This is a genomic window from Pseudomonas sp. NBRC 111133, from assembly GCF_001320605.1.
Lineage (GTDB): Bacteria > Pseudomonadota > Gammaproteobacteria > Pseudomonadales > Pseudomonadaceae > Aquipseudomonas > Aquipseudomonas monteilii.
Genome location: NZ_BCBJ01000119.1, coordinates 21,028 through 43,593 on the forward strand (window position 1 = coordinate 21,028; position 22,566 = coordinate 43,593).

The following is a 22,566-nucleotide window of genomic DNA, read 5'->3' on the forward strand; positions in this document are numbered from 1 at the left end:
CCGTGACCTCGTACCAGCACCTTCCGGAAAACGCCCCAGCCTCCCCCCCTCGCTACAAGCCCTACCCCGGCCCCGCCGGTGGCTGGGGCGCATTGCGCAGCGTGGCCAAGGCCTGGGTCGGCAGCGACAACGCGCTGAAGAACATTCGCGCCCTGCTCAAGACCAACCAGAACGGCGGCTTCGACTGCCCGGGCTGCGCCTGGGGCGACTCGCCGGAAAGCGGCATGGTCAAGTTCTGCGAGAACGGCGCCAAGGCGGTGAACTGGGAGGCGACCAAGCGCCGCGTGGATGCCGCCTTCTTTGCCCGTTACAGCGTCACCTCGCTGCTGCAGCAGAGCGACTACTGGCTGGAGTACCAAGGCCGGTTGACCGAGCCAATGGTCTACGACGCCCCCAGCGATCGCTACCAACCCATCAGCTGGGATGCTGCCTTCGCCCTGATCGCCCGCGAGCTGAACAAACTGGCCAACCCTGACCAGGCCGAGTTCTATACCTCGGGGCGCGCCAGCAACGAAGCGGCCTACCTGTACCAGCTTTTCGTCCGTGCTTACGGCACCAACAACTTCCCCGACTGCTCGAACATGTGCCACGAAGCCAGTGGCGTTGCCCTGGGGCAGAGCATCGGGGTCGGCAAGGGCACCGTCACCTTTGACGACTTCGAGCATGCCGATGCGATTTTCGTCTGGGGCCAGAACCCGGGCACCAACCACCCACGCATGCTCGACCCGCTGCGCGATGCGGTGAAACGTGGCGCCCAGGTGGTGTGCATCAACCCGCTCAAGGAACGTGGCCTGGAGCGCTTCCAGCACCCGCAAAACCCGCTGGAGATGCTCACCAACAGCGACCGGCCGACCAACACCGCTTTCTTCCGCCCGGCGCTGGGCGGCGACATGGCGATGCTGCGTGGCATGGCCAAGTTCGTCCTGCAGTGGGAACGCGAGGCCCAGGCCAAAGGCGAGCCGGCCGTGTTCGACCATGCCTTTATCGCCGAACATGGCCACGGCGTCGACGAGTACCTGGCAGTGGTGGATGCCACACCCTGGGAACACATCCAGGCACAATCCGGCCTGACACTGGCGGATATCGAACTGGCCGCGCGCATGTACTGCCGTGGCAAACGGGTGATCATGTGCTGGGCGATGGGCATCACCCAGCACCGCCACTCGGTGCCGACCATCCAGGAAATCGTCAACCTGCAGATGCTGCGCGGCAACATTGGCGTACCAGGCGCAGGCTTGTGTCCAGTACGCGGGCACAGCAACGTGCAGGGTGACCGCACCATGGGCATCAACGAACGCCCACCGGTCGCGCTGCTGGATGCCATCGAAAAACGCTTCGGCTTCCCCGTACCGCGGCACAACGGCCACAACACCGTCGAAGCGATCCACGCCATGCTGGAGGGCCGATCCAAGGTCTTCATCGGCCTGGGCGGCAACTTCGCCCAGGCCACGCCGGATACCGAACGTACCGCCCAGGCGCTGCGCAACTGCGAACTGACCGTGCACATCAGCACCAAGCTCAACCGCAGCCACCTGGTGCATGGCAAGCAGGCGCTGATCCTGCCGTGCCTGGGTCGCACCGACATCGACCTGCAAGCCGACGGGCCGCAGGCGGTAACGGTGGAAGACTCGTTCAGCATGGTCCATGCCTCCAACGGCCAACTGAAACCCCTGTCGACGCACATGCGCTCGGAACCGGCAGTGGTAGCCGGCATTGCCGCCGCCACCCTGGGCAAGCAACCGGTGGACTGGCACTGGCTGGTGGCCGACTACGACCGTATTCGCGACCTGATCGGCGATACCATCGCGGGCTTCAGTCATTTCAACCAGCGCCTGCAACACCCCGGCGGCTTCTACCTGGGTAACAGCGCCGCCAGCCGCGAATGGAAGACCGGTACCGGCCGCGCCAACTTCAAGGCCAACCTGTTGCCAGATACGTTGCTCGACGAACGCGTGCGCGCCAGCGGCCAACTGCCAGATCTGTTCATGCAGTCGATGCGTTCGCACGATCAGTACAACACCACCATCTACGGCCTGGACGACCGCTATCGTGGTGTGCGCGGCCAGCGCGAGGTGCTGTTCGCCAACGAAGCCGACATCATCCGCCTGGGCTTCCAGCCGGGGCAGAAAGTGGACATCGTCTCGTTGTGGGGGGATGAGCATGTGCGCCGGGTGCAGGGCTTCACGCTGCTGGCCTTCGACATCCCGGCCGGGCAGGCGGCGGCGTACTACCCCGAGGTGAACCCGCTGGTGCCGCTGGAGAGCATTGGCGATGGCAGCCATACGCCAACCTCGAAGTTCATCGCCATCAAACTGGAGCGGGCGCAGGACGACAGGCGTATCCTGTAAAAACGAAAAAAGCCCTGTTCCGTAACGGTTCAGGGCTTTGTCATAAAGGTCTCAGACAGCCATAAATCGATAAAGTTTCACAGCAAATACAGTAACTTAGAGAATTGTGTACAACTCGTGTTACTCGTCGGATTTCGTTTGCCAGCCACGCCGCTTAGCCTCAAATTCGCCTCGTCATCCTTATGAGGCTCTCTTGATGAAGAAGTACTCCTCGATTCTGTTGTTGTCTTTTAGCTTGCTCAGCGGCGTGGCCATGGCAGGCGGCACCACCGAGGCCGGCATTGGCGGCGCATTGGGTGGGGTACTGGGCTCAGTGGTGGGCAACTCCATCGGTGGTAGCACCGGTGGCGCCATTGGTGCCGGTCTTGGCGGCGCAGCCGGCGGTGCCTTGGGCGCCGACAAGCGCCAGCGCGGTGAGGCCGCTATCGGCGGCGCACTGGGCGCCGCAGGCGGTAACGTGGTCGGTCGCTCGGTGGGCGGCACCACCGGTAGCTACATTGGCGCGGCAGCCGGCGGTGGTGCCGGTGGCGCACTGGGTAACTACATGGGCAACAAGGCCGACGAAGACGAGCGCCACGAGAACCGCCGCTACCGTCGCGACTATGACGACCGTCGTCACTACGACCGTGGCCACCACTACGGCCACCGCAAGCACAAGCGCCACTGGCGCGACTAATGCCTGAGGGCCTCGCCCCGGCAACAAAAGCCCCGTCCCTGCCAGCGGGGCTTTTTTATGCCTGTGGTTCCAGCACCAGGCCGGACAGGATCACCTGCAGCGCCTCTGGCAGCGTCACAGGCCGGCCACTGGCCCGTTCGATGAACACCTGCACCACCGTGCCTGCCGCGCACGCCTCTGGTTCGCCCGGGCGGAACAGCGCCAGACGGTACTCCACCGTACTGCCCGCCAGGCGCGTTACACCCAAGCCCACCTCCAGCACATCCGGGAAGCCCGGCAGCGCGTAGAAGTCCGCCGCCGAACTGACCACGAAGGCCGCCAGTTCACCGTCACGCAGGTCCAGCTCGGCCTGCTCTACAAGAAACGCTTGAATGGCCGTCTCGAAGAAACCGTGCACGGTGGCGCCAGCGATATGGCCGTTCAGGTCGTTGTCCTGAGGGCGGGTAAGGATGGGGTGGAAGTGAGAGAAGGCAGTGCGCTGAGGGGATTCGGTCATCTGTCTGGCTCTTGTCTTCGCAATGGATGCTGACAGTGAAACAGAATTTCCGCACTTTGGCTGCCTGTGCGGGCCTCTTCGCGGGTAAACCTGCTCCCACAGGATTACCACTGCATTCAAGATATGCGCTGTACCTGTGGGAGCGGGTTTACCCGCGAAGAGGCCCGCGCAGGCAGTAGAAAACAAAAAGGCCACCCCAAGGGGCGGCCTTCTTGTTGCGGCTGGTTTCAGCTTACAGCTGTGGACCAGCAGCCTTGATGGCGTCAGAAACTTCGAACTTCTTGAAGTTTTCGATGAACAGCTTGGCCAGGCCTTTGGCGGCCTCGTCGTAGGCCGCTTTGTCAGCCCAGTTGGTGCGCGGGTTGAGCAGCTCGGTTTCAACGCCCGGAACGGCCTTCGGCACGTCCAGGTTGATGATGTCCAGGTGCTCGGTTTCAGCACCGACCAGCGCGCCGCTCTGGATCGCAGCGATCACGGCACGGGTAGTCGGGATGCTGAAGCGCTTGCCAACGCCGTAGCCACCGCCGGTCCAGCCGGTGTTGACCAGGTAGACCTTGGAGTTGAAGCCGTTGATACGCTTGATCAGCAGCTCAGCATACTCGCCAGCCGGGCGCGGGAAGAACGGTGCGCCGAAGCAGGTGGAGAAGGTCGACTTGATGCCGCCGCCCGAGCCCATTTCGGTCGAACCGACCAGCGCGGTGTAGCCGGACAGGAAGTGGTAGGCCGCCTGCTCGTTGTTCAGGATCGAAACGGGTGGCAGAACACCGGTCAGGTCGCAGGTCAGGAAGATGACTGCGTTAGGCTCGCCGCCCAGGTTCGCTTCGGAACGCTTGGCAACGTGCTCCAGCGGGTAGGCCGCACGGCTGTTCTGGGTCAGGCTGACATCGGTGTAGTCGGCGTGCTTGTTGGCGTCGAGCACGACGTTTTCCAGCACCGCACCGTGCTTGATGGCTTTCCAGATGACCGGCTCGTTCTTCTCGGACAGGTCGATGCACTTGGCGTAGCAGCCGCCTTCCATGTTGAAGACAACGCCTTCGCCCCAGCCGTGCTCGTCGTCACCGATCAGGTAACGGCTTTCGTCGGCCGACAGGGTGGTCTTGCCGGTGCCGGACAGGCCGAAGAACAGGGTCACATCGCCTGCTTCGCCGATGTTGGCGGCGCAGTGCATTGGCAGTACGTCGGCAGCCGGCAGCAGGAAGTTCTGCACCGAGAACATGGCTTTTTTCATTTCGCCGGCGTAGCGCATGCCTGCGATCAGCACTTTCTTCTGGGCAAAGTTGATGATCACGCAACCATCGGAGTTGGTGCCGTCACGCTCAGGCTCGCACACGAAGTTGGCGACGTTGAGGACCTGCCACTCGCCACGGCCAGCCGGGTTGTACTGCTCCGGGTTGATGAACAGGCAACGACCGAACAGGTTCTGCCAGGCAGTCTGGGTGGTCATCTTCACCGGTAGGTAGTGCTCGGCGGCCGCCCCTACGTGAACGTAGGAAACGAAGTGATCCTGGGCGTTGTTGAACGCCTCGACGCGGTCCCACAGGGCATCGAACTTGTCGGCCGGGAACTTGCGGTTGATCGGGCCCCAGGAAATGGCGTCCTGGGTGGAAGGTTCTTCGACGATGAAACGGTCAGCCGGCGAACGGCCAGTACGGTGACCAGTCTCCACGACCAGTGCACCAGTATCGGCTAGTACGCCTTCACCGCGTTGCAGCGCTTCTTTTACCAGCTCATCGACGCTCAGGTCGGTGTACACGGTGTTGTTGGCTTGCGTCATGAGATACCCCATCCGGCCCGAGGCCGAGTGCTCCAAACGTTTTGTAGTTGTCTTGAAAAAACTACTACAGCGAAAAAAGTGGCCGGATTATGCCAGAAACGCCCAAAAAAAGTAGGCCCCTCCTGTCGTAACCGCGCTTTTGCGCAATTCGACAGGAGATTTCCCTGCAATTAAACGTTTCAGTGACGAGTTTCTGAGGCTACGTCCGTGCCGCCACCGGCAAACAGTTGCGCCACATCGCTGGCATCGAAGAAATAGCGCTCGTTGCAGAACTGGCAATCGATCTCCACCGTCCCGCCGCATTCTTCCACCAACGCCTTGGCGTCGTGCTCACCCAGACTGACCAGCGCATTACCGGAGCGCTCGCGCGAGCAGCTGCAATTGAACCGCAGTGGCTGGATATCGAACAGGCGCACGGCGTCTTCGTGGTACAGGCGGTGCAGCAGGGTTTCGTTGTCTTCAACCCACTCTTCAGGTTTGAGGGTCTTGGCCAGAGCCACCACGTGCTGCCAGCTTTCTTCACGCTCTTCGTCGTCCGGCTGACGATCACGCGGCAGTTGCTGCAGCAGCAGGCCACGAGCCTTGCCGGCTTCGGCATTGAGCCAGAAGCGGGTATTGAGCTGTTGCGACTGAACGAAGTAGTTGGTGAAGCACTCCGACAGGTTGGCACCATCGAGGTCCACGGTGCCCTGGTAGCGCTGACCCTTGACCGGATCGATGGTCAGGGTCAGGTGGCCGTCGGGCATCAACTGCGACAGGGTGGCGTCTGCCGGAATCTGGTCTGCCTCGTAACGGGCCATGCCGCGGATGTCGCGGTCACCGGAGCATTCCACCATCAGCAGCGGAATCGGCCCTGCGGAACGCGCCTGCAGAATCAGCAAGCCATCGAACTTCAATGCCCCCACCAGCAAGGCAGTGGCGGCCATCAGTTCGCCGAGCAGCGCCTTGACCGGTTGAGGGTACTCATGACGCGCCAGCACCGCAGCGTAGCTGTCGTCGAGAGACACCCACTCGCCGCGCACATCGCGCTCGTCGAAGATGAAACGTTGGGTGAAATCGGTATCAGGCAAATCGCTCATAGGTTTTGGCTATCTAAAAATGATGACAAAATGGTTACAAGGGTTATCGAAGAACCTGCGAGAACCCGTGACAGAGCGCTCAGAAGGCGCTCCGATTCCTGTTTGCAATAGAGGTATTTTATGGACAATCGACCACTGTTCCAAGCAAGGTGGTCCTTGGGGCCATTGGCAGCCTGCACGCTGCTACCCATCGCTCTACTGTGTTTCTGGTTATGGCCCATTGGCCAGATCTTGTGCCTGACTTTCGACGAGTGGCTGTTCCACAGCCTGAATGCGCCGCTGGCCGACAGCACCACCTGGCGCTACATCTGGACCGTCGGCAGCCTGCGCCCGTTCGACATCGTTGTCGGCCTGATCCTTCTGGCGGTGCTTATCCGGGGCGACTGGGTGTTCAAGGCCGCTCAAGTTCGTCAGGCCTTTTTCGGCTTTCTGGTCACGCTACTCCTCTTAGTGGTGATTCGCGCGCTGTTTTCCAAGTGGGTGGATGCAGCCGGGTGGCAACACAAGAGCCCGTCGATGATGTTTGACGACGTCGTCCACCTCAGTGACTACTACCCGAACCTGGAGGCGGCCTGGGAGCTGAAAGACCGCTCCAGCAAGAGTTTCCCGGGGGATCACGCCTCGGTGTTGCTGATCTGGGCGCTGTTCATGAGCGTGTTCAGCCGCCGGCTGGTGCAGTACCTGGTGATCTGGGGGCTGGCGGTGCTGTTCATGTTGCCGCGCCTGGTGGCCGGCGCTCACTGGGGGCAGGATGACTACATCGGCGGGTTGCTGATGGCGGTGCTGGCGCTGGGCTGGAGCTATTACACGCCGCTGGCGGCCAAGGGTAGCGCAGCGTTGATGCGCTGGACCGCGCCGTTGTTCAACATCGCGGCCAAGCTACCGTTGGTCAGGCGATTGGCGGTTATCCGCTAAATCGTTGGGGCCGCATAGCGGCCCCATTCAATCAAAGCTCCCATGCAGCTGGTGAATCTGCCGGCGCTGCTTCTTGGTCGGTCGGCCATCGGTGGTCACGCCCATGGCCCCCGCCTTGCGCAACTCGGCCGCCTGCTCGCGCCGGCGCACACTTTCTTCGGTTTCCTCGTATAACGTCTGCGCCTCCGGCGCCCCACGCCGCACCACCGACAACGCCTTCACCACCACGGTGCGCTCGTCAAACCCGGTGCGCAGCACAAATTCGTCCCCCACACGCGGCTCCTTGCCCGGCTTGCAACGCTCGCCCCGGCAATGCACCTTGCCACTCTCGATCGCCGCCTTGGCCAGCGCCCGCGTCTTGTAGAAACGCGCCGCCCACAGCCACTTGTCCAGGCGAACCTTGTCGTCGTCTTCGGCTTTTTGTGCCATCCCGTTACCTCGAACACTGTGTTTCATCGAACTGTACTACCGTAACCAGCGGATGCAAAAAATCCCCGCCATGCTTACAGTTCACACCTCATTCGCTGGGTGCGCTTCGTGAAGACATTTGACCATTTGACTGTGATCGGCCTGCGCGAGTGGGTCGCCCTGCCTGACCTCGGCGTGGCTGGGTTGCGCGCCAAGATCGACACCGGCGCCAGCACCTCCAGCCTGCACGCCACCGAGGTGGAGCCCTTCGAGCGCGACGGCAAGCCCTGGGTTCGCTTCACTGCGCACCTGGGCTCGGTGGTACAACTGCGCCACCGCCGTTGCGAAGCACCGCTGGTGACCATGAAAACCATCAAGAGCTCCAACGGCCAGGCCCAGACCCGTTATGTCATCCGCACGTCACTGGCCCTGGGCGATGGTGTCTGGGAAGTGGAGTTCACTCTGGCCTGCCGCAAGAGCATGCGCTACCGCCTGTTGCTGGGTTCCAAGGCCCTGATTCACGGCCAGTTGGTGGTCAACCCTGGCCTGAAATACGTACAAGACAAACCGGCCTTTCCGGCCACTCTTTCTCCTGCCACAGGTGCTGCATGAAGATCGCTGTGCTGTCGCGCAATCCGCGTCTGTATTCCACCCGCCGCCTGGTCGAAGCCGGTACCCAGCGCGGTCACGAAATGGTGGTGATCGATACCCTGCGGGCCTACATGAACATTGCCAGCCACAAGCCGCAGATCCACTACCGCGGCAAGCCGCTGGAAGGTTTCGACGCGGTCATCCCGCGTATCGGCGCCTCGGTCACCTTCTACGGCTGCGCAGTCCTGCGCCAGTTCGAGATGATGGGGGTGTATCCGCTCAACGAGTCGGTGGCCATTGCCCGCTCGCGCGACAAACTGCGCTCGTTGCAGCTGTTGTCACGACGCGGCATTGGCCTGCCGATCACCGGTTTCGCTCATTCGCCAGACGATATCCCCGACCTGATCCAGATGGTCAATGGTGCCCCGCTGGTAATCAAAGTGCTGGAGGGTACCCAAGGCATTGGTGTGGTGCTGTGTGAAACCACCCAGGCGGCCGAGTCGGTGATCGAGGCGTTCATGGGCCTAAAGCAGAACATCATGGTTCAGGAGTACATCAAGGAGGCCGGTGGCGCCGACATTCGCTGCTTCGTGGTGGGCGACAAAGTGATTGCCTCGATGAAGCGCCAGGCCAAGCCGGGTGAGTTCCGCTCCAACCTGCACCGGGGGGGCGTCGCCAGCCTGATCAAGATAACGCCTGAGGAGCGGATTACCGCGATTCGTGCAGCCAAGGTCATGGGGCTGAGCGTGGCGGGTGTGGATATCCTGCGTTCCAACCATGGGCCGCTGGTGATGGAGGTGAACTCGTCGCCGGGGCTGGAAGGGATTGAGGTGACCACCGGCAAGGACGTGGCCGGGATGATCATCGAGCATCTGGAGAAGAACGGCGGGCCTAATCAGACCCGGACCAAGGGTAAGGGCTGAGTTTGTGGGGCTGCGCTGCAGCCCCAGCAATTACACAGCATTGCGCGGTAACAACAACCCTAGCGGCAACCGCACCCGCGCTTCGATCCCACCACCGGACCGGTTGCGCAGCTCTACATTCCCGCCATGCTGCGCCGCGATCCTTTTGACGATCGCCAGCCCCAGCCCGGTGCCCTTGCCACCCCGCGCCCGGTCACCACGAATGAACGGGTTGAAGATGGTTTCCAGCTCCGATTCGTCGATCCCTGTACCACGGTCCAGCACGCTCAGCACCACATACGGCGCACTCTCGTCACCCGACACATAAGCCGCCACCTCGACCCCTTTGCCAGCGTGGTGCAGGGCGTTGCCGATCAGGTTGCCCAGCATGCGCTTGAGCGAAACCCGGCGCAGCGGAAATGGCGGAATAGGCTCCAGGCAAAGTCGCACACGTTCTTCCGGCTGGTTGTACGGCGCCACCACTTCGCGCACCAGGTCCGCCAGGTCGACCTCTTCTACCGGCTCGTCACGGCCATCGCGGATAAAGGCCAGGAACTGATCGAGGATCGCGTCCATGTCTTCGATATCGCGGACCATGTCGTCACTCAAATCGCTGTCGCTGTTCAGCAGTGACAGCGACAGGCGCAAACGGGTCAGCGGTGTGCGCAGGTCATGGGACACCCCGGCCAGCATCAGCTCACGCTCGCGCCCGGCCTGCTCGACGTCCTCGGCCATCTGGTTGAAGGCCTTGTACACCTCGGTCATTTCGCTGGGCGTGTCGCTGATCGGCAGGCGCACGCTGCGCCCCTGGCCCAGCTGACGAGCGGCGAACACCAGGCGCTTGAGCGGCTGGTTCAGCTGGCGAACGAAGATCCAGGCCGAGGCGGTGGACAAAAGGCCAATGGCCAGGAACCAGCCCAACACGTTCCAGATCTTCTGCCCGCGCAGCGGGTGTGGGTACAGCGGCACCTTCAGCCACCCGGGGCCCAGGCTGGGCGCATTGACCCACAACGCCGGTGGCGCATGAATGCGCAGCCGCACCTCGGTGTCCTCACCCAGTTCGGCCTGCATCTGCCGCTGGTAGATCTCGCTGTAGGGCCAGTGCTGTTCGCCCTCGGGCACACCCGAGCCGGTCACGCGGATAAGGCCAGCCGCCTCGGCAATCTTGTCGCGGTTTTCTTCATCGGCAGCCCAATAGGCACGCAAGGTCAGCGCCACACCGTGGCTGTACTGACGGTCGACCAGCACGTCCTCGTTCATCAGCAGGTAGACCAGGGTCAAGGCCTTGCTGAACAGGACCACGATCAACACCAGCCACAGGGTGCGGGCGAAGAAGCTTTGCGGAAACCAGAGCGGTGTTTTCATCGACGGCCAGGCATCATTTACCGGCGTTTCCGTCTGGCACGAACACGTAGCCCACGCCCCAGACGGTCTGGATGTAACGCGGCTTGGACGGGTCCGGCTCGATCATGCGGCGCAGACGCGAGATCTGCACGTCGATGGAGCGCTCCAGTGCATCCCACTCGCGGCCACGGGCCAGGTTCATCAGCTTGTCGCGGGTCAGCGGTTCGCGGGCGTGCATCACCAAGGCCTTGAGCACGGCGAACTCACCGGTGGTGAGCATGTGCACTTCATCGCCACGCTTGAGTTCGCGGGTAGCCAGCGACAGCTCGTAATCACCGAAAGTGACCGATTCGTCTTCGCTACCCGGTGCCCCCGGTACAGCGGGTGCCTGGCGGCGCAGCACGGCCTTGACGCGGGCCATCAGCTCGTCCGGGTTGAACGGCTTGCCCAGGTAGTCGTCGGCGCCCAGTTCCAGGCCTTTGATACGGCTCAACTCATCGCCTTTTGCGGTGAGCATGATGATCGGGATCTGGTTGTTCTGCTGGCGCAGGCGCTTGCACGCGGACAGGCCATCTTCGCCTGGCAGCATCAGGTCGAGCACCACCAGGTTGAACACCTCGCGTTGCAGCAGGCGGTCCATCTGTTCGGTGTTGGGCACCGCGCGGGCACGGTAGCCCTTGCTGGTGAAGAAACGTTCCAGCAGGCTGCTAAGCCCCGGGTCGTCGTCGACGATGAGAATCTTGTCACCTTCAGCGGTGTTTGCGGTGCCGGTCATGAATAACTCCTCTGATATCGCCGCGCATTATGGCGTAGCCATTGCTGCACGTTGCGTGAGCATTGTTAGCAGATTTTTCCCCGGGCGCCAGTTCCGGCTGGCCGGGCGCCATCACCGCAAGCCGTTTGCGATGGGTATAATGCGCGGCTTTCATCCAGCGCCACCGGGCGAAAAGCCCACAGGCGACCCCCGTATTCACAAATGTCAGGTGGTTTACATGGACAGCATCAACAGCCGTATCGCCGAGGAACTGGGCGTACGCCCCCAGCAGGTCGAGGCGGCCGTGGGCCTGTTGGACGAAGGCTCGACCGTGCCTTTCATCGCCCGTTATCGCAAGGAAGTGACCGGTAGCCTGGACGACACCCAACTGCGCCATCTGGAAGAGCGCCTGCGTTACCTGCGCGAACTCGACGAGCGCCGCGCCAGCATCCTGTCCAGCATCGAGGAACAAGGCAAGCTCACCCCGGAGCTGGCCCGCGAGATCAAGCTGGCCGACACCAAGACCCGCCTCGAAGACCTGTACCTGCCGTACAAGCAAAAACGCCGCACCAAGGGCCAGATCGCCCTGGAAGCCGGCCTGGGCGAGCTGGCCGACAGCCTGTTCAACGACCCGACCCTGGCACCGGAAAGCGAAGCCGCACGCTTCGTCAACGCCGAAAAAGGCGTGGCCGACGTCAAGGCTGCGCTGGAAGGCGCCAAGTACGTCCTCATGGAGCGTTTCGCCGAAGACGCCTCGCTGCTCGAAAAACTGCGCAACTTCCTCAAGCAGGAGTCGGTGCTCAGCGCTCGCGTGGTAGCGGGCAAGGAAGAAGAAGGCGCCAAGTTCCGCGACTACTTCGCCCACGACGAACTGCTGCGCACTGCCCCGTCGCACCGCGCCCTGGCGATCTTCCGCGGGAGAAACGAAGGCGTGCTGAGTGCCTCGCTGAAAGTCGGCGAAGAGCTGCCTGGCACCCTGCACCCGTGCGAAGTGATGATCGGCAACCACGTCGGCATCGAAAACCGCAGCCGCCCGGCCGACAAGTGGCTGGGTGAAGTGGTGCGCTGGACCTGGAAGGTCAAGCTGTACACCCACCTGGAAACCGACCTGTTCGGCGAGTTGCGCGACAACGCCGAAGGCGAGGCGATCAACGTGTTCGCCCACAACCTGCACGACCTGCTGTTGGCCGCCCCGGCCGGCCCGCGCGCCACCCTGGGCTTCGACCCGGGCCTGCGCACCGGCTGCAAGATCGCCGTGGTCGATGCCACCGGCAAGCTGCTGGACCACACCACGGTCTACCCGCACGCGCCGAAAAACGACTGGGACCGCACCCTTTCCATCATGGCCGCGCTGTGCGCCAAGCACTCGGTGGAGCTGGTCGCCATCGGCAACGGCACCGCCAGCCGCGAAAGCGACAAGCTGGTGGCCGAACTGGTCAAAAAATACCCAGCGCTGAAAATTACCAAAATCATGGTCTCCGAAGCCGGCGCTTCGGTGTACTCGGCATCGGAACTGGCCGCCCGCGAGTTCCCTGACCTGGATGTGTCGATCCGTGGCGCCGTGTCGATCGCCCGCCGCCTGCAGGACCCACTGGCAGAGCTGGTGAAGATCGACCCGAAATCCATCGGTGTCGGCCAGTACCAGCACGACGTGTCCCAGTTGAAACTGGCGCGTGGCCTGGATGCCGTGGTCGAGGACTGCGTGAACGCCGTGGGCGTGGACGTGAACACCGCTTCGGTGGCGCTGCTGACCCGTATCTCTGGCCTCAACGCCACGCTGGCACAGAACATCGTCGCCCATCGCGATGCCAACGGCCCGTTCGCCACGCGTGCAGCGCTGAAAAAGGTCAGCCGCCTCGGTGAGAAAACCTTCGAACAAGCCGCTGGCTTCCTGCGTGTGATGAACGGCGACAACCCGCTGGACGCCTCCGCAGTGCACCCCGAGGCCTACCCGCTGGTGCAACGCATTGCCGCCGACACCGACCGCGACATCCGTTCGCTGATCGGCGACAGCAGCTTCCTCAAGCGCCTGGACCCAAAAAAGTTCACCGACGAAACCTTCGGCCTGCCGACCGTCACCGACATCCTGCAGGAGCTGGACAAACCGGGCCGCGACCCACGCCCCGAGTTCAAGACCGCCACCTTCCAGGACGGCGTAGAAGACCTCAAGGACCTGGAGCCGGGCATGATCCTCGAAGGCGTGGTCACCAACGTCACCAACTTTGGCGCCTTCGTCGACATCGGCGTGCACCAGGACGGCCTGGTGCACATCTCGGCGCTGTCGGAAAAGTTCGTCAAGGACCCGCGTGAAGCGGTCAAGGCCGGCGACGTGGTCAAGGTCAAGGTCATGGAAGTGGACATCCCGCGTAAACGCGTCGGCCTGTCCATGCGCATGAGCGACACACCGGGCGAAAAGGTCGAAGGCAACCGCGGCGGCAACCGTGGCAATAGCGGCAACCGTCAGCAGCAGGCGCCGCGCCAGCGTGAGACCGCCACTGCCGCTCCGGCCAACAACGCCATGGCCGCCCTGTTCGCCAACGCCAAGCAGTTGAAGAAGAAGTGATGGACGTACCACGCGAATACGTCGAAAGCGCCTTCAGCCAACTGCTGGGCTGCCGCCTGCAACGTCTGGAAACAGGCGTTGCAGAGGTGGCCCTGGCGCTTGAGCCGCACTTGCGCAACCGTGGCCAGAAGCTCCACGGCGGGGCAATCTTCAGCCTGGTGGACATCGCGATGGGCCTGGCCTGCTCGGCCAGCCATGGCTTTGACCAGCAAAGCGTCACCATCGAGTGCAAGATCAACTACATGCGCGCCGTCAGTGATGGCGAAGTGCTGTGCACCGCCCATGTGCTGCACGCCGGGCGGCGTACCCTGGTGGTCGACGCCGACGTAGTCCAGGGCGACAAGCTGGTGGCAAAAGCGCAAGGAACCTTCGCGGTTCTCTAGCTCACCAAGCTGTATCTGCGGTATTTTCAGCAGTGCGCTGGCACTGCTGGAACCGCGTAAACCAGGCGACAACGCCAGTTCCTTTCTCCCTACCCTTGTAGACCGTTATCTCTACCCCCATATTGGGGCGACTGACGCGTGAAGGAATACATCTTGAGCGACCTCCTCAACCGCCGCCTGAGCCTGCTCGGCGCCAATCTCCCCCTGCTCAAGCAGTGCCTGCACGGTATTGAGCGCGAATGCCTGCGCGTGACCGACGAAGGTCGCCTGGCCCAGACCCCGCACCCGGAAGCTTTGGGGTCGGCGCTGACCAACGAGCAGATCACTACCGACTATTCCGAGTCGCTGCTGGAGTTCATCACGCCAGCCCTGCCCGACCCGGCCAAGGTACTCGAAAGCCTCGAGCAGACCCACCGCTTCGTCTACAGCAAGCTGGGCGACGAATACCTGTGGAGCCCGTCGATGCCGTGCACGCTGCCGGCCGAGGAGGACATCCCGATTGCCGAGTACGGCACCTCGAACATCGGCAAGCTCAAGCACGTCTACCGCAAGGGCCTGGCCCTGCGCTACGGCCGCACCATGCAGTGCATCGCCGGTATCCATTACAACTTCTCGCTGCCCGAGGCCCTGTGGCCGCTGCTGCGCGAAGCCGAAGGCAGCACTGAAGACAACCGCGACTACCAGTCGTCGGCCTATATCGCCCTGATCCGCAACTTCCGCCGCTACAGCTGGCTGCTGATGTACCTGTTCGGCGCTTCGCCGGCCCTGGACAAAGGCTTCCTGCGTGGCCGCCCGCACCAGCTCGAAGAGCTGGATGCCGAAACCCTGTTCCTGCCCTATGCCACCAGCCTGCGCATGAGCGACCTGGGCTACCAGAGCAACGCCCAGGCCGGCCTCACGCCGTGCTACAACAACCTGGCCAGCTACACCGATAGCCTGCGCAAGGCCGTGGGCACGCCCTACCCGCCGTACGTAGAAGTCGGTACCCACGTGGACGGCGAGTGGGTGCAGCTGAACACCAACATCCTGCAGATCGAGAACGAGTACTACTCGAACATCCGCCCCAAGCGGGTTACCTACACCGGCGAACGGCCGATCCAGGCCCTGACCTCGCGTGGCGTGCAGTACGTGGAAGTGCGTTGCCTGGACATCAACCCGTTCCTGCCCGTGGGCATCGACCTGACCGAGGCGCGCTTCCTTGATGCGTTCCTGCTGTTCTGCGCACTGGAAGACAGCCCGCAGCTGGACAACGGCGAATGCGGCCAGTGCACCAGCAACTTCCTGACCGTGGTCAAGGAAGGCCGTCGCCCGGGCCTGGCGCTGCATCGCGATGGCCAGCCAATCAGCTTGAAAGATTGGGCCAGCGAGCTTATCGGGCGTATCCGGCCACTGGCCGACCTGCTCGACCAGGCGCAAGGCGTTGACGAGCACGCCAAAGCCCTGGATGCCCAGCAAGCCAAGGTTGACGACGCTTCGCTGACACCGTCGGCCCAGGTGCTGGCACGCATGACCGAACACGACGAAACCTTCGTCCAGTTCTCCCTGCGCCAAAGCCGGATCCACGCCGAAACGTTCCGCGAACAGCCCCTGAACAACGAGCAGCAACAGGCGTTCGAAACACTGGCCCGTGAATCGCTCGCCAAGCAATCGGAGCTGGAACAGGAAGAAGTCGGTGACTTCGACCTGTTCGTCGGTGCCTACCAGGCCAGCATCCTGGCGATCAGCAACTGATGACCCGTACCGCCACCCCGCGCAAGCCGCGCGCCAGCAGCCAGGCCAGGATCGAAGCGATCCTGACGGCTGCACGCGAGTTGCTGGCAGAGCAAGGGGTGGCGGCACTGTCCATCTACAGCGTGGCCGAACGGGCACAGATTCCGCCGTCGTCGGTGTATCACTTCTTCGCCAGTGTGCCAGCGTTGCTGGAAGCACTGACTGCCGACGTACACCGGGCCTTTCGCGAAGCACTGAGTGCACCGATCGACAGCAGCGCGTTCAGCACTTGGCACGAACTCTCACGGCTCATCGAAGAACGCATGCTTTGTATCTATAACGAAGATGCGGCGGCGCGGCAGCTGATCCTGGCCCAGCATGGGCTGAGCGAAGTGGTGCAGGCCGATCGGCAGCACGACATGGAACTGGGCGACTTGATGCACAAGTTGTTCGACCAGCATTTTCACCTGCCGGTGATGCCACTAGATGTGGATGTGTTTGCGTTGGCCATGGAACTGAGCGACCGGGTGTATGCGCGATCGGTGCAGTTGCACGAAGCGATCACCCCGCGCATGGCCGAAGAAGGCAAGCGGGTGTTCGAGGCGTATCTGGGGTTGTACCTGCCGCCGTTTCTGGCCAAGCGTTCAGGCTGAAATTGTTAGGGCTGCGAAGCAGCCCCGATATCGAGCAGCAGCATCACAGCTTGGCGATAGACACTTCAGTCGACTTCACGAAGGCAATCACTTCGCTGCCAACCTGCAACTCCAGCTCCTTTACAGAACGGGTGGTGATGACCGAAGTCACGATACCCGAGGCGGTCTGTACGTCGATTTCCGACAGTACCGGGCCTTCGAGGATTTCTTTCACGGTGCCTTTGAACTGGTTGCGGACGTTGATGGCTTTGATAGTCATGATTTGATTCCTTCTGTATGGCTTCAGTCTGGTAAGTGAGTGAGTCAGTGCGCCCAACGCAACTGCGTGGGCAGAGGGGCTACAGGGTCCGGCTCGGGCGCAGTGCCCGGGGCCGACAGAACACGGTTGAGCACTTCGCTTTCCAGCGCGGCCAGGCGGTGCGAACCACGCGCCCGGGGCCGTGCCAGGTCGACAGTAAGGTCGAGCCCGACCTCGCCGTCCTCGATTAAAATCACCCGGTCAGCGACGGCAACGGCTTCGCTGACATCGTGGGTGACCAACAGCACGGTGAAGCCATGCTGACGCCACAGGCGCTCGATCAATTGCTGCATCTCGATACGGGTCAATGCATCCAGCGCACCCAGCGGCTCATCCAGCAGCAGCAGGCGTGGCTGGTGAATCAAGGCGCGGGCCAAGGCCACGCGCTGCTTCTGGCCACCCGAGAGGGCTGCCGGCCATTCATTGGCGCGATCAGCCAGGCCCACCGCCTCCAGCGCTTCCAGCGCACGTGGGCGCCAGTCACCAGACAGGCCCAGGCCAACGTTGTCGATCACCTTCTTCCAAGGCAGCAGGCGTGCGTCCTGGAACATCAGGCGGGTTTCCTCACGGGCCTCTTCCAGCGGCGCAGCACCGGCCAGCAGTTGGCCGGCGGTGGGTTGATCGAGCCCGGCCAGCAGGCGCAGCAAGGTGCTCTTGCCGCAGCCGCTGCGGCCAACGATGGCAACGAACTGGCCGGCCGGAATGTGCAGGTCGATACCTTTCAGCACTTCGCGCTGGCCAAAGGTCTTGCGCAGGCCATTGGAGGCCAGCGGGATGCCACGCAACAGGCGAGGTGGCTGTTCCTTGAGCACGGTCATGCACCCTCCTTCCTGGCTACTTGATAGGCCGGGTGCCAGCGCAGCCACACACGTTCCAGGCCGCGAGCGGCGAGGTCGGCGAGCTTGCCAAGCACGGCGTACAGGACGATGGCCAGTACCACCACGTCGGTCTGCAGGAACTCACGGGCATTCATTGCCAGGTAACCGATGCCGGCGTTGGCCGAGATGGTTTCCGCCACGATCAAGGTCAGCCACATGAAGCCCAGCGCAAAGCGCACACCCACCAGAATCGATGGCAGCGCCCCGGGCAGGATCACCTGGCGGAACAGGCTGAAGCCGGACAAGCCATAGCTGCGCGCCATTTCCACCAATGCCGGGTCGACATTACGAATGCCGTGGTAGGTGTTCAGGTAAATCGGGAACAACGTGCCCAACGCGACCAGGAAAATCTTTGCCGACTCGTCGATACCGAACCACAGGATCACCAGCGGGATCAGTGCCAGGTGCGGCACGTTGCGGATCATCTGCACCGAGCTGTCGAGCAGGCGTTCGCCCCAGTTCGACAAGCCGGTGATGAACCCCAGCACCAGGCCGATGCTGCCGCCGATGACGAAGCCCAGGCCGGCACGCCAACCGCTGATGGCCAGGTGGGTCCAGATTTCGCCGCTGCGCACCAGCTCGACACCCGCGCTGACCACAGCGCTGGGTGCCGGCAGAATGCGCGTCGACAGCCAGCCAGCGCTGACCGCTAACTGCCAAGCTGCCAACAGCAGCACCGGCAGCGCCCACGGCGCCAGGCGCTGGGCCAGGTTGGAGGAAGTTGCACGACTCATGGCCCGGCCCTCAGCTCTGCGACACGGACTTGGGCAGGATGTCGTTGGCTACCATCTCGCCGAACGGGCTTACGTAGCCGCCGGTTTTCGGTTGCTCCGGGCGTTGTACATCGAGGTGCGGGAACAGCAGCTCAGCAACCCGGTACGACTCTTCCAGGTGTGGGTAACCCGAGAAGATGAAGGTATCGATACCCAGATCGGCGTATTCCTTCACCCGTGCTGCCACAGTCGGGCCATCGCCCACCAGTGCGGTACCGGCGCCGCCACGCACCAGGCCAACACCCGCCCACAGGTTGGGGCTGACTTCCAGGTTGTCGCGGTTGCCGCCATGCAAGGCAGCCATGCGCTGCTGGCCCACCGAGTCAAAGCGCGCCAGCGAGGCCTGGGCACGGGCGATGGTGTCATCGTCCAGATGCGAAATCAGCTTGTCGGCAGCGGCCCAGGCCTCTTCGTTGGTTTCCCGCACGATCACATGCAGGCGGATACCGAAGCGTACTTCTCGGCCTTGAGCGGCCGCTTTTTCGCGCACCTGGGCAATTTTTTCGGCAACAGCTGCCGGTGGCTCACCCCAGGTCAGGTACAGCTCGACCTGCTCGGCGGCCAGGTCCTGTGCTGCCTCGGACGAGCCGCCGAAATACAGCGGAGGACGTGGTTGCTGAATCGGTGGGTAGAGCAGCTTGGCGCCCTTCACCTGAATGTGTTTGCCGTCGTAATCGACGTTTTCGCCTTCAAGCACCTTGCGCCAGATACGGGTGAATTCGACCGAGGCTTCGTAGCGCTCTTCATGGCTCAGGTGCAGGCCATCACCGGCCAGTTCGTCCGGGTCGCCACCGGTTACCAGGTTGAACAGGGCACGGCCATTGGACAGGCGATCCAGCGTTGCCGCCTGGCGTGCTGCCACGGTTGGCGAAATGATGCCTGGGCGCAGGGCCACCAGGAATTTCAGTCGCTGGGTCACAGGGATCAGCGACGCGGCCACCAGCCAGGAGTCCTCGCAGGAGCGCCCGGTGGGGATCAGCACCCCGCCAAAACCCAGACGGTCAGCGGCTTGGGCGATCTGCTGCAGGTAACCGTGGTCGACCGCACGGGCGCCGTCGGAAGTGCCCAGGTACTTGCCGTCACCGTGGGTTGGGAGGAACCAGAAAATGTTAAGGCTCATTGGAGTTGTCTCCTCAAGGGTGGCTCAAGCCAGGGCGACGCCCCGGCACAGGCGAATCAATCAAGGCGCGCTAGCGACCTTGGCCGGGGGTGTCCAGATCACGTCCTTGATGCTCAGTGGCTTGGGTATCAGCTTGAGCGCCTGGAAGGTGTCGGCGATTTTCTGTTGTGCGGCCACGACCTCGGGGGTGAGCGGCGCTGCACCGTAGCCTTGGCGTTTGACCGAGGTCAGGGTGATGTCGGCGGGCAGGCCGAGCAGCGGTGCGACCTGGTCGGTCACTTCTTGCGGGTTGGCCTGGGACCACTCGCCCACGGCGCGCACTTCCTCGATCACGGTGTTGATCACCGCCGGGTGCCGGGTGGCGTAGTTGCGGGTGGCCAGGTAGAACTGGTGGTTGTCGACCAGGCCCTTGCCATCACGCAGGGTGCGGGCCTGCAACTGTTGCTCGGCGGCGGCCTGGTACGGGTCCCAGATGACCCAGGCATCCACACTGCCCCGCTCGAAGGCGGCGCGGGCATCGGCGGGTGGCAGGTAGACGGGCTGGATGTCGCTGTACTTCAGGCCGGCATCTTCCAGCGCGCGCACCAACAGGTAGTGAACGTTCGAGCCTTTGTTGAGGACGACTTTCTTGCCCTTGAGGTCTTTCACCGACTGGATAGCTGAGCCTTTCGGCACCAGGATCGCCTCGCTGTGGGGTGCTGGCGGCTCGTAAGCCACATACAGCAGGTCGGCACCGGCAGCCTGGGCGAATACAGGCGGGGTCTCGCCGGTTACGCCAAAATCGATGGAGCCGACATTCAGCCCTTCAAGCAGCTGCGGTCCACCGGGGAACTCGGTCCACTGCACCTGCACGCCCTGCTCTGCCAGGCGCTTTTCCAGCGTGCCCTTGGCCTTGAGCAGCACCAGGGTGCCGTATTTCTGGTAACCGATACGCAGGCTTTCGGCCTGGGCTTGGGTAATGGCGCCGAAGGACACAGCCGCCGCAAACAGGGCGACCAGACCGCGACGCAAGAAGACTGTGCGCATGGCGCTCTCCTGTACGTTTGGGTTCGGGTTGCACCTGCTTGCCTCGTTGTCGGGCGAGTAAGGTGGTGAAGCGGGTTGGGCCGGTCAGATGCTCCAGCGAGCGCTGATCAGGCGTTCATTCAGTACGCCGGGGGCCACGGGGCGTGGCCGACGGGCCAGGGCAACGTGGAAGGTTTCCAGCGAGTCCAGCAGGCGTTCTTCCAGTGCCGGTACCAACTGCGCGGGCTTCGTGCCGTCTGCGTAAGACACCTGACTGTCGTCGGCGAAGATCCCTTGCAGGGTCTCTTGTGCCTTGAGTGCCGACAGCACGGGTTTCAATGCGTAATCCACCGCCAGCATGTGGGCGATGCTGCCACCGGTGGCGATTGGCAATACGATCTTGTGCGCCAGGGCGCGTTCGGGCAGCAGGTCGAGCAGTGTTTTCAGTGCACCGGCAAACGACGCCTTGTACACCGGAGTGGAAACGATCAGGCCATCGGCCTGGGCTACCAGCTGTTGGAAGTGCTGCACATGCGGGCTGTCGAAACGGGCATACAGCAGGTCTTCGGCGGGGAAGTCACGTACCTGGAACGTCACCACTTCAACGCCACGGCCCTGCAGCCACTGGCGCGAACGCTCAAGCAGCACGCCGGAGCGTGAACGAGGACTTGGGCTACCACCGATTGAGACGACCAGCATTGCAGCGCTTCCTTGTGTTCTGTTGAGGGAGACATTAACAGCTGCTACATATATCTAGAAATCATATTTTTTCATTTGTTTATTCTTTTTAGATACAAGACTTGACGGTTGTAGGAGGGCGTACATCGAGCGCCGCCCGCGCGGCGCATCGCGAGCTGCGCTCGCTCCTACGTTTGTTTCGGGCCAATTATTCCTGTGGAATTTGAGCGCGAACGCTTTGGTGTATGTCTCGATATCGCGTCGTATGAACTAGGCGGTCGCGCGCGCCTGTCACAGGCGTTACTGGCCCAAAACAAACGTAGGAGCGAGCACAGCTCGCAATGCGCCGCGCGGGCGGCGCTCGATCTCACAGGCACCAAAAATCTATAGGCATAAAAAAGGGCCGTCGAAACGGCCCGAAAATCCCTGCTTGGCTAAGAGCAATGCAACGAGGAATCCTTTAACGATTAGGCTGCGGGGTCAGACGCAGGTAGGGTTTGACCGCCCGGTATCCTTTCGGGAAGCGCTGCTTGATCTCTTCCTCGTCCTTGAGCGAAGGCACGATCACCACCTCGTCACCGTCCTGCCAGTTACCTGGTGTGGCGACCTTGTGGTTGTCGGTCAGTTGCAGCGAGTCGATCACCCGCAGAATTTCATTGAAATTGCGCCCGGTACTGGCCGGATAGGTAATGGTCAGGCGCACCTTCTTGTTCGGGTCGATCACGAACAGCGAACGCACGGTGAGGGTGTCACTGGCGTTCGGGTGGATCAGGTCGTACAGGTCGGACACCTTGCGGTCGGCGTCGGCGATGATCGGGAAATTGACCACGGTGTTCTGGGTTTCGTTGATGTCATCGATCCAGCGGTGGTGCGAGTCGACCGGGTCTACCGACAAGGCGATGGCCTTGACCCCACGCTTGGCGAAATCATCTTTCAGCTTGGCGGTCAGGCCCAGCTCGGTGGTGCACACCGGGGTGAAGTCGGCCGGGTGGGAGAACAATACCCCCCAGCTGTTGCCCAGCCACTCGTGGAAGCGGATTTTGCCTTCGCTGGAATCCTGTTCGAAATCGGGGGCGATATCGCCGAGTTTGAGGCTCATGGGCTGCGGCTCCTTGGCTGGGTTCTGTACCGTATGGGTTCAATGTGCCTGCATTCGGTTAAAAACAAAAAGAATAAATAACGATTTATTTATAACCATAATGCATACGAATTCGTAGG

Annotated in this window: 22 protein-coding genes; 9 read left to right on the forward strand and 13 right to left on the reverse strand. The window is 62.4% G+C overall.

Annotated elements, in window-relative coordinates; all coding sequences use genetic code 11:
- Positions 1 to 2 precede the first annotated feature (2 nt).
- Together APH36_RS26230 and APH36_RS26235 are read left to right on the forward strand one after the other, a co-directional pair.
- Entirely contained in the window at positions 3 to 2,348 is a 2,346-nt protein-coding gene (locus APH36_RS26230; RefSeq protein WP_060501248.1) for an FdhF/YdeP family oxidoreductase, read from the forward strand.
- A 196-nt stretch (positions 2,349 to 2,544) separates the two neighbouring features.
- Complete coding sequence (locus APH36_RS26235) at positions 2,545 to 3,024, forward strand: glycine zipper domain-containing protein (protein WP_060501250.1); 480 nt, start codon at positions 2,545 to 2,547, stop codon at positions 3,022 to 3,024.
- A gap of 55 nt (positions 3,025 to 3,079) precedes the next feature.
- Here APH36_RS26235 and APH36_RS26240 read toward each other — a convergent pair whose 3' ends face one another.
- The 3 genes from APH36_RS26240 to hslO all read right to left on the reverse strand — a co-directional run bounded on the left by APH36_RS26240 (position 3,080) and on the right by hslO (position 6,373).
- Positions 3,080 to 3,520: a thioesterase family protein gene (locus APH36_RS26240; protein WP_060501251.1), complete on the reverse strand. Its 441-nt coding sequence runs from the start codon at positions 3,518 to 3,520 to the stop codon at positions 3,080 to 3,082.
- Positions 3,521 to 3,752: 232 nt separating this feature from the next.
- A complete protein-coding gene (locus APH36_RS26245; RefSeq protein ID WP_060501253.1) occupies positions 3,753 to 5,294 on the reverse strand; it encodes a phosphoenolpyruvate carboxykinase in 1,542 nt (513 codons plus the stop codon).
- Positions 5,295 to 5,473: 179 nt separating this feature from the next.
- On the reverse strand, positions 5,474 to 6,373 hold the full coding sequence (gene hslO / locus APH36_RS26250; protein ID WP_060501256.1) for an Hsp33 family molecular chaperone HslO: 900 nt from the start codon (positions 6,371 to 6,373) through the stop codon (positions 5,474 to 5,476).
- A gap of 120 nt (positions 6,374 to 6,493) precedes the next feature.
- Between hslO and APH36_RS26255 the strand changes: the two genes are divergently transcribed.
- Positions 6,494 to 7,288, forward strand: a complete 795-nt coding sequence (locus tag APH36_RS26255; RefSeq protein ID WP_019096895.1) for a phosphatase PAP2 family protein — start codon at positions 6,494 to 6,496, stop codon at positions 7,286 to 7,288.
- A gap of 27 nt (positions 7,289 to 7,315) precedes the next feature.
- On the opposite strand, the gene APH36_RS26260 is transcribed toward APH36_RS26255, so the two are convergent.
- The gene (locus tag APH36_RS26260) at positions 7,316 to 7,717 is read right to left on the reverse strand and encodes an RNA-binding S4 domain-containing protein (RefSeq protein WP_060501258.1); all 402 of its coding nucleotides are present in this window, start codon (positions 7,715 to 7,717) and stop codon (positions 7,316 to 7,318) included.
- Positions 7,718 to 7,891: 174 nt separating this feature from the next.
- Here APH36_RS26260 and APH36_RS26265 point away from each other — a divergent pair, with 174 nt between their 5' ends.
- The gene (locus tag APH36_RS26265) at positions 7,892 to 8,308 is read left to right on the forward strand and encodes an ATP-dependent zinc protease (protein WP_232905545.1); all 417 of its coding nucleotides are present in this window, start codon (positions 7,892 to 7,894) and stop codon (positions 8,306 to 8,308) included.
- Positions 8,305 to 9,210, forward strand: a complete 906-nt coding sequence (gene rimK, locus APH36_RS26270; RefSeq protein WP_060501259.1) for a 30S ribosomal protein S6--L-glutamate ligase — start codon at positions 8,305 to 8,307, stop codon at positions 9,208 to 9,210. The genes APH36_RS26265 and rimK overlap by 4 nt, the downstream gene beginning before the upstream one ends.
- A 30-nt stretch (positions 9,211 to 9,240) precedes the next feature.
- On the opposite strand, the gene APH36_RS26275 is transcribed toward rimK, so the two are convergent.
- The gene (locus APH36_RS26275) at positions 9,241 to 10,554 is read right to left on the reverse strand and encodes an ATP-binding protein (RefSeq protein WP_060501261.1); all 1,314 of its coding nucleotides are present in this window, start codon (positions 10,552 to 10,554) and stop codon (positions 9,241 to 9,243) included.
- Between the two features lie 13 nt (positions 10,555 to 10,567).
- Complete coding sequence (gene ompR, locus APH36_RS26280) at positions 10,568 to 11,308, reverse strand: two-component system response regulator OmpR (protein WP_016484407.1); 741 nt, start codon at positions 11,306 to 11,308, stop codon at positions 10,568 to 10,570.
- A 217-nt stretch (positions 11,309 to 11,525) separates the two neighbouring features.
- On the opposite strand from ompR, the gene APH36_RS26285 reads away from it, so the two are divergent.
- The 4 genes from APH36_RS26285 (at position 11,526) to APH36_RS26300 (ending at position 16,596) form a co-directional block, all read left to right on the forward strand.
- A complete protein-coding gene (locus APH36_RS26285) occupies positions 11,526 to 13,850 on the forward strand; it encodes a Tex family protein (RefSeq protein ID WP_060501263.1) in 2,325 nt (774 codons plus the stop codon).
- Complete coding sequence (locus tag APH36_RS26290) at positions 13,850 to 14,233, forward strand: PaaI family thioesterase (RefSeq protein ID WP_060501265.1); 384 nt, start codon at positions 13,850 to 13,852, stop codon at positions 14,231 to 14,233. Before APH36_RS26285 ends, APH36_RS26290 begins: the two co-directional genes overlap by 1 nt.
- A 153-nt stretch (positions 14,234 to 14,386) precedes the next feature.
- A complete protein-coding gene (gshA, locus tag APH36_RS26295; protein WP_156867783.1) occupies positions 14,387 to 15,964 on the forward strand; it encodes a glutamate--cysteine ligase in 1,578 nt (525 codons plus the stop codon).
- Positions 15,964 to 16,596 carry a TetR/AcrR family transcriptional regulator gene (locus tag APH36_RS26300; protein WP_060501269.1) on the forward strand — a complete coding sequence of 211 codons (633 nt, stop codon included), beginning with the start codon at positions 15,964 to 15,966 and terminating at the stop codon, positions 16,594 to 16,596. The genes gshA and APH36_RS26300 overlap by 1 nt, the downstream gene beginning before the upstream one ends.
- Before the next feature lie 43 nt (positions 16,597 to 16,639).
- Here APH36_RS26300 and APH36_RS26305 read toward each other — a convergent pair whose 3' ends face one another.
- The 7 genes from APH36_RS26305 to APH36_RS26335 form a co-directional block, all read right to left on the reverse strand.
- On the reverse strand, positions 16,640 to 16,855 hold the full coding sequence (locus tag APH36_RS26305) for a molybdopterin-binding protein (RefSeq protein ID WP_008095172.1): 216 nt from the start codon (positions 16,853 to 16,855) through the stop codon (positions 16,640 to 16,642).
- Positions 16,856 to 16,899: 44 nt separating this feature from the next.
- Complete coding sequence (gene ssuB / locus APH36_RS26310; protein WP_019096900.1) at positions 16,900 to 17,712, reverse strand: aliphatic sulfonates ABC transporter ATP-binding protein; 813 nt, start codon at positions 17,710 to 17,712, stop codon at positions 16,900 to 16,902.
- On the reverse strand, positions 17,709 to 18,506 hold the full coding sequence (gene ssuC / locus APH36_RS26315) for an aliphatic sulfonate ABC transporter permease SsuC (protein WP_060501271.1): 798 nt from the start codon (positions 18,504 to 18,506) through the stop codon (positions 17,709 to 17,711). Before ssuC ends, ssuB begins: the two co-directional genes overlap by 4 nt.
- 10 nt (positions 18,507 to 18,516) lie before the next feature.
- Positions 18,517 to 19,665: an FMNH2-dependent alkanesulfonate monooxygenase gene (gene ssuD / locus APH36_RS26320; protein WP_060501273.1), complete on the reverse strand. Its 1,149-nt coding sequence runs from the start codon at positions 19,663 to 19,665 to the stop codon at positions 18,517 to 18,519.
- A 60-nt stretch (positions 19,666 to 19,725) separates the two neighbouring features.
- Complete coding sequence (locus APH36_RS26325; protein ID WP_060501275.1) at positions 19,726 to 20,691, reverse strand: sulfonate ABC transporter substrate-binding protein; 966 nt, start codon at positions 20,689 to 20,691, stop codon at positions 19,726 to 19,728.
- Between the two features lie 84 nt (positions 20,692 to 20,775).
- Entirely contained in the window at positions 20,776 to 21,369 is a 594-nt protein-coding gene (gene ssuE, locus APH36_RS26330) for an NADPH-dependent FMN reductase (RefSeq protein ID WP_060501278.1), read from the reverse strand.
- Between the two features lie 439 nt (positions 21,370 to 21,808).
- Positions 21,809 to 22,447, reverse strand: coding sequence for a peroxiredoxin (locus APH36_RS26335; protein WP_019096904.1), 639 nt, complete (start codon positions 22,445 to 22,447; stop codon positions 21,809 to 21,811).
- Positions 22,448 to 22,566 lie beyond the last annotated feature (119 nt).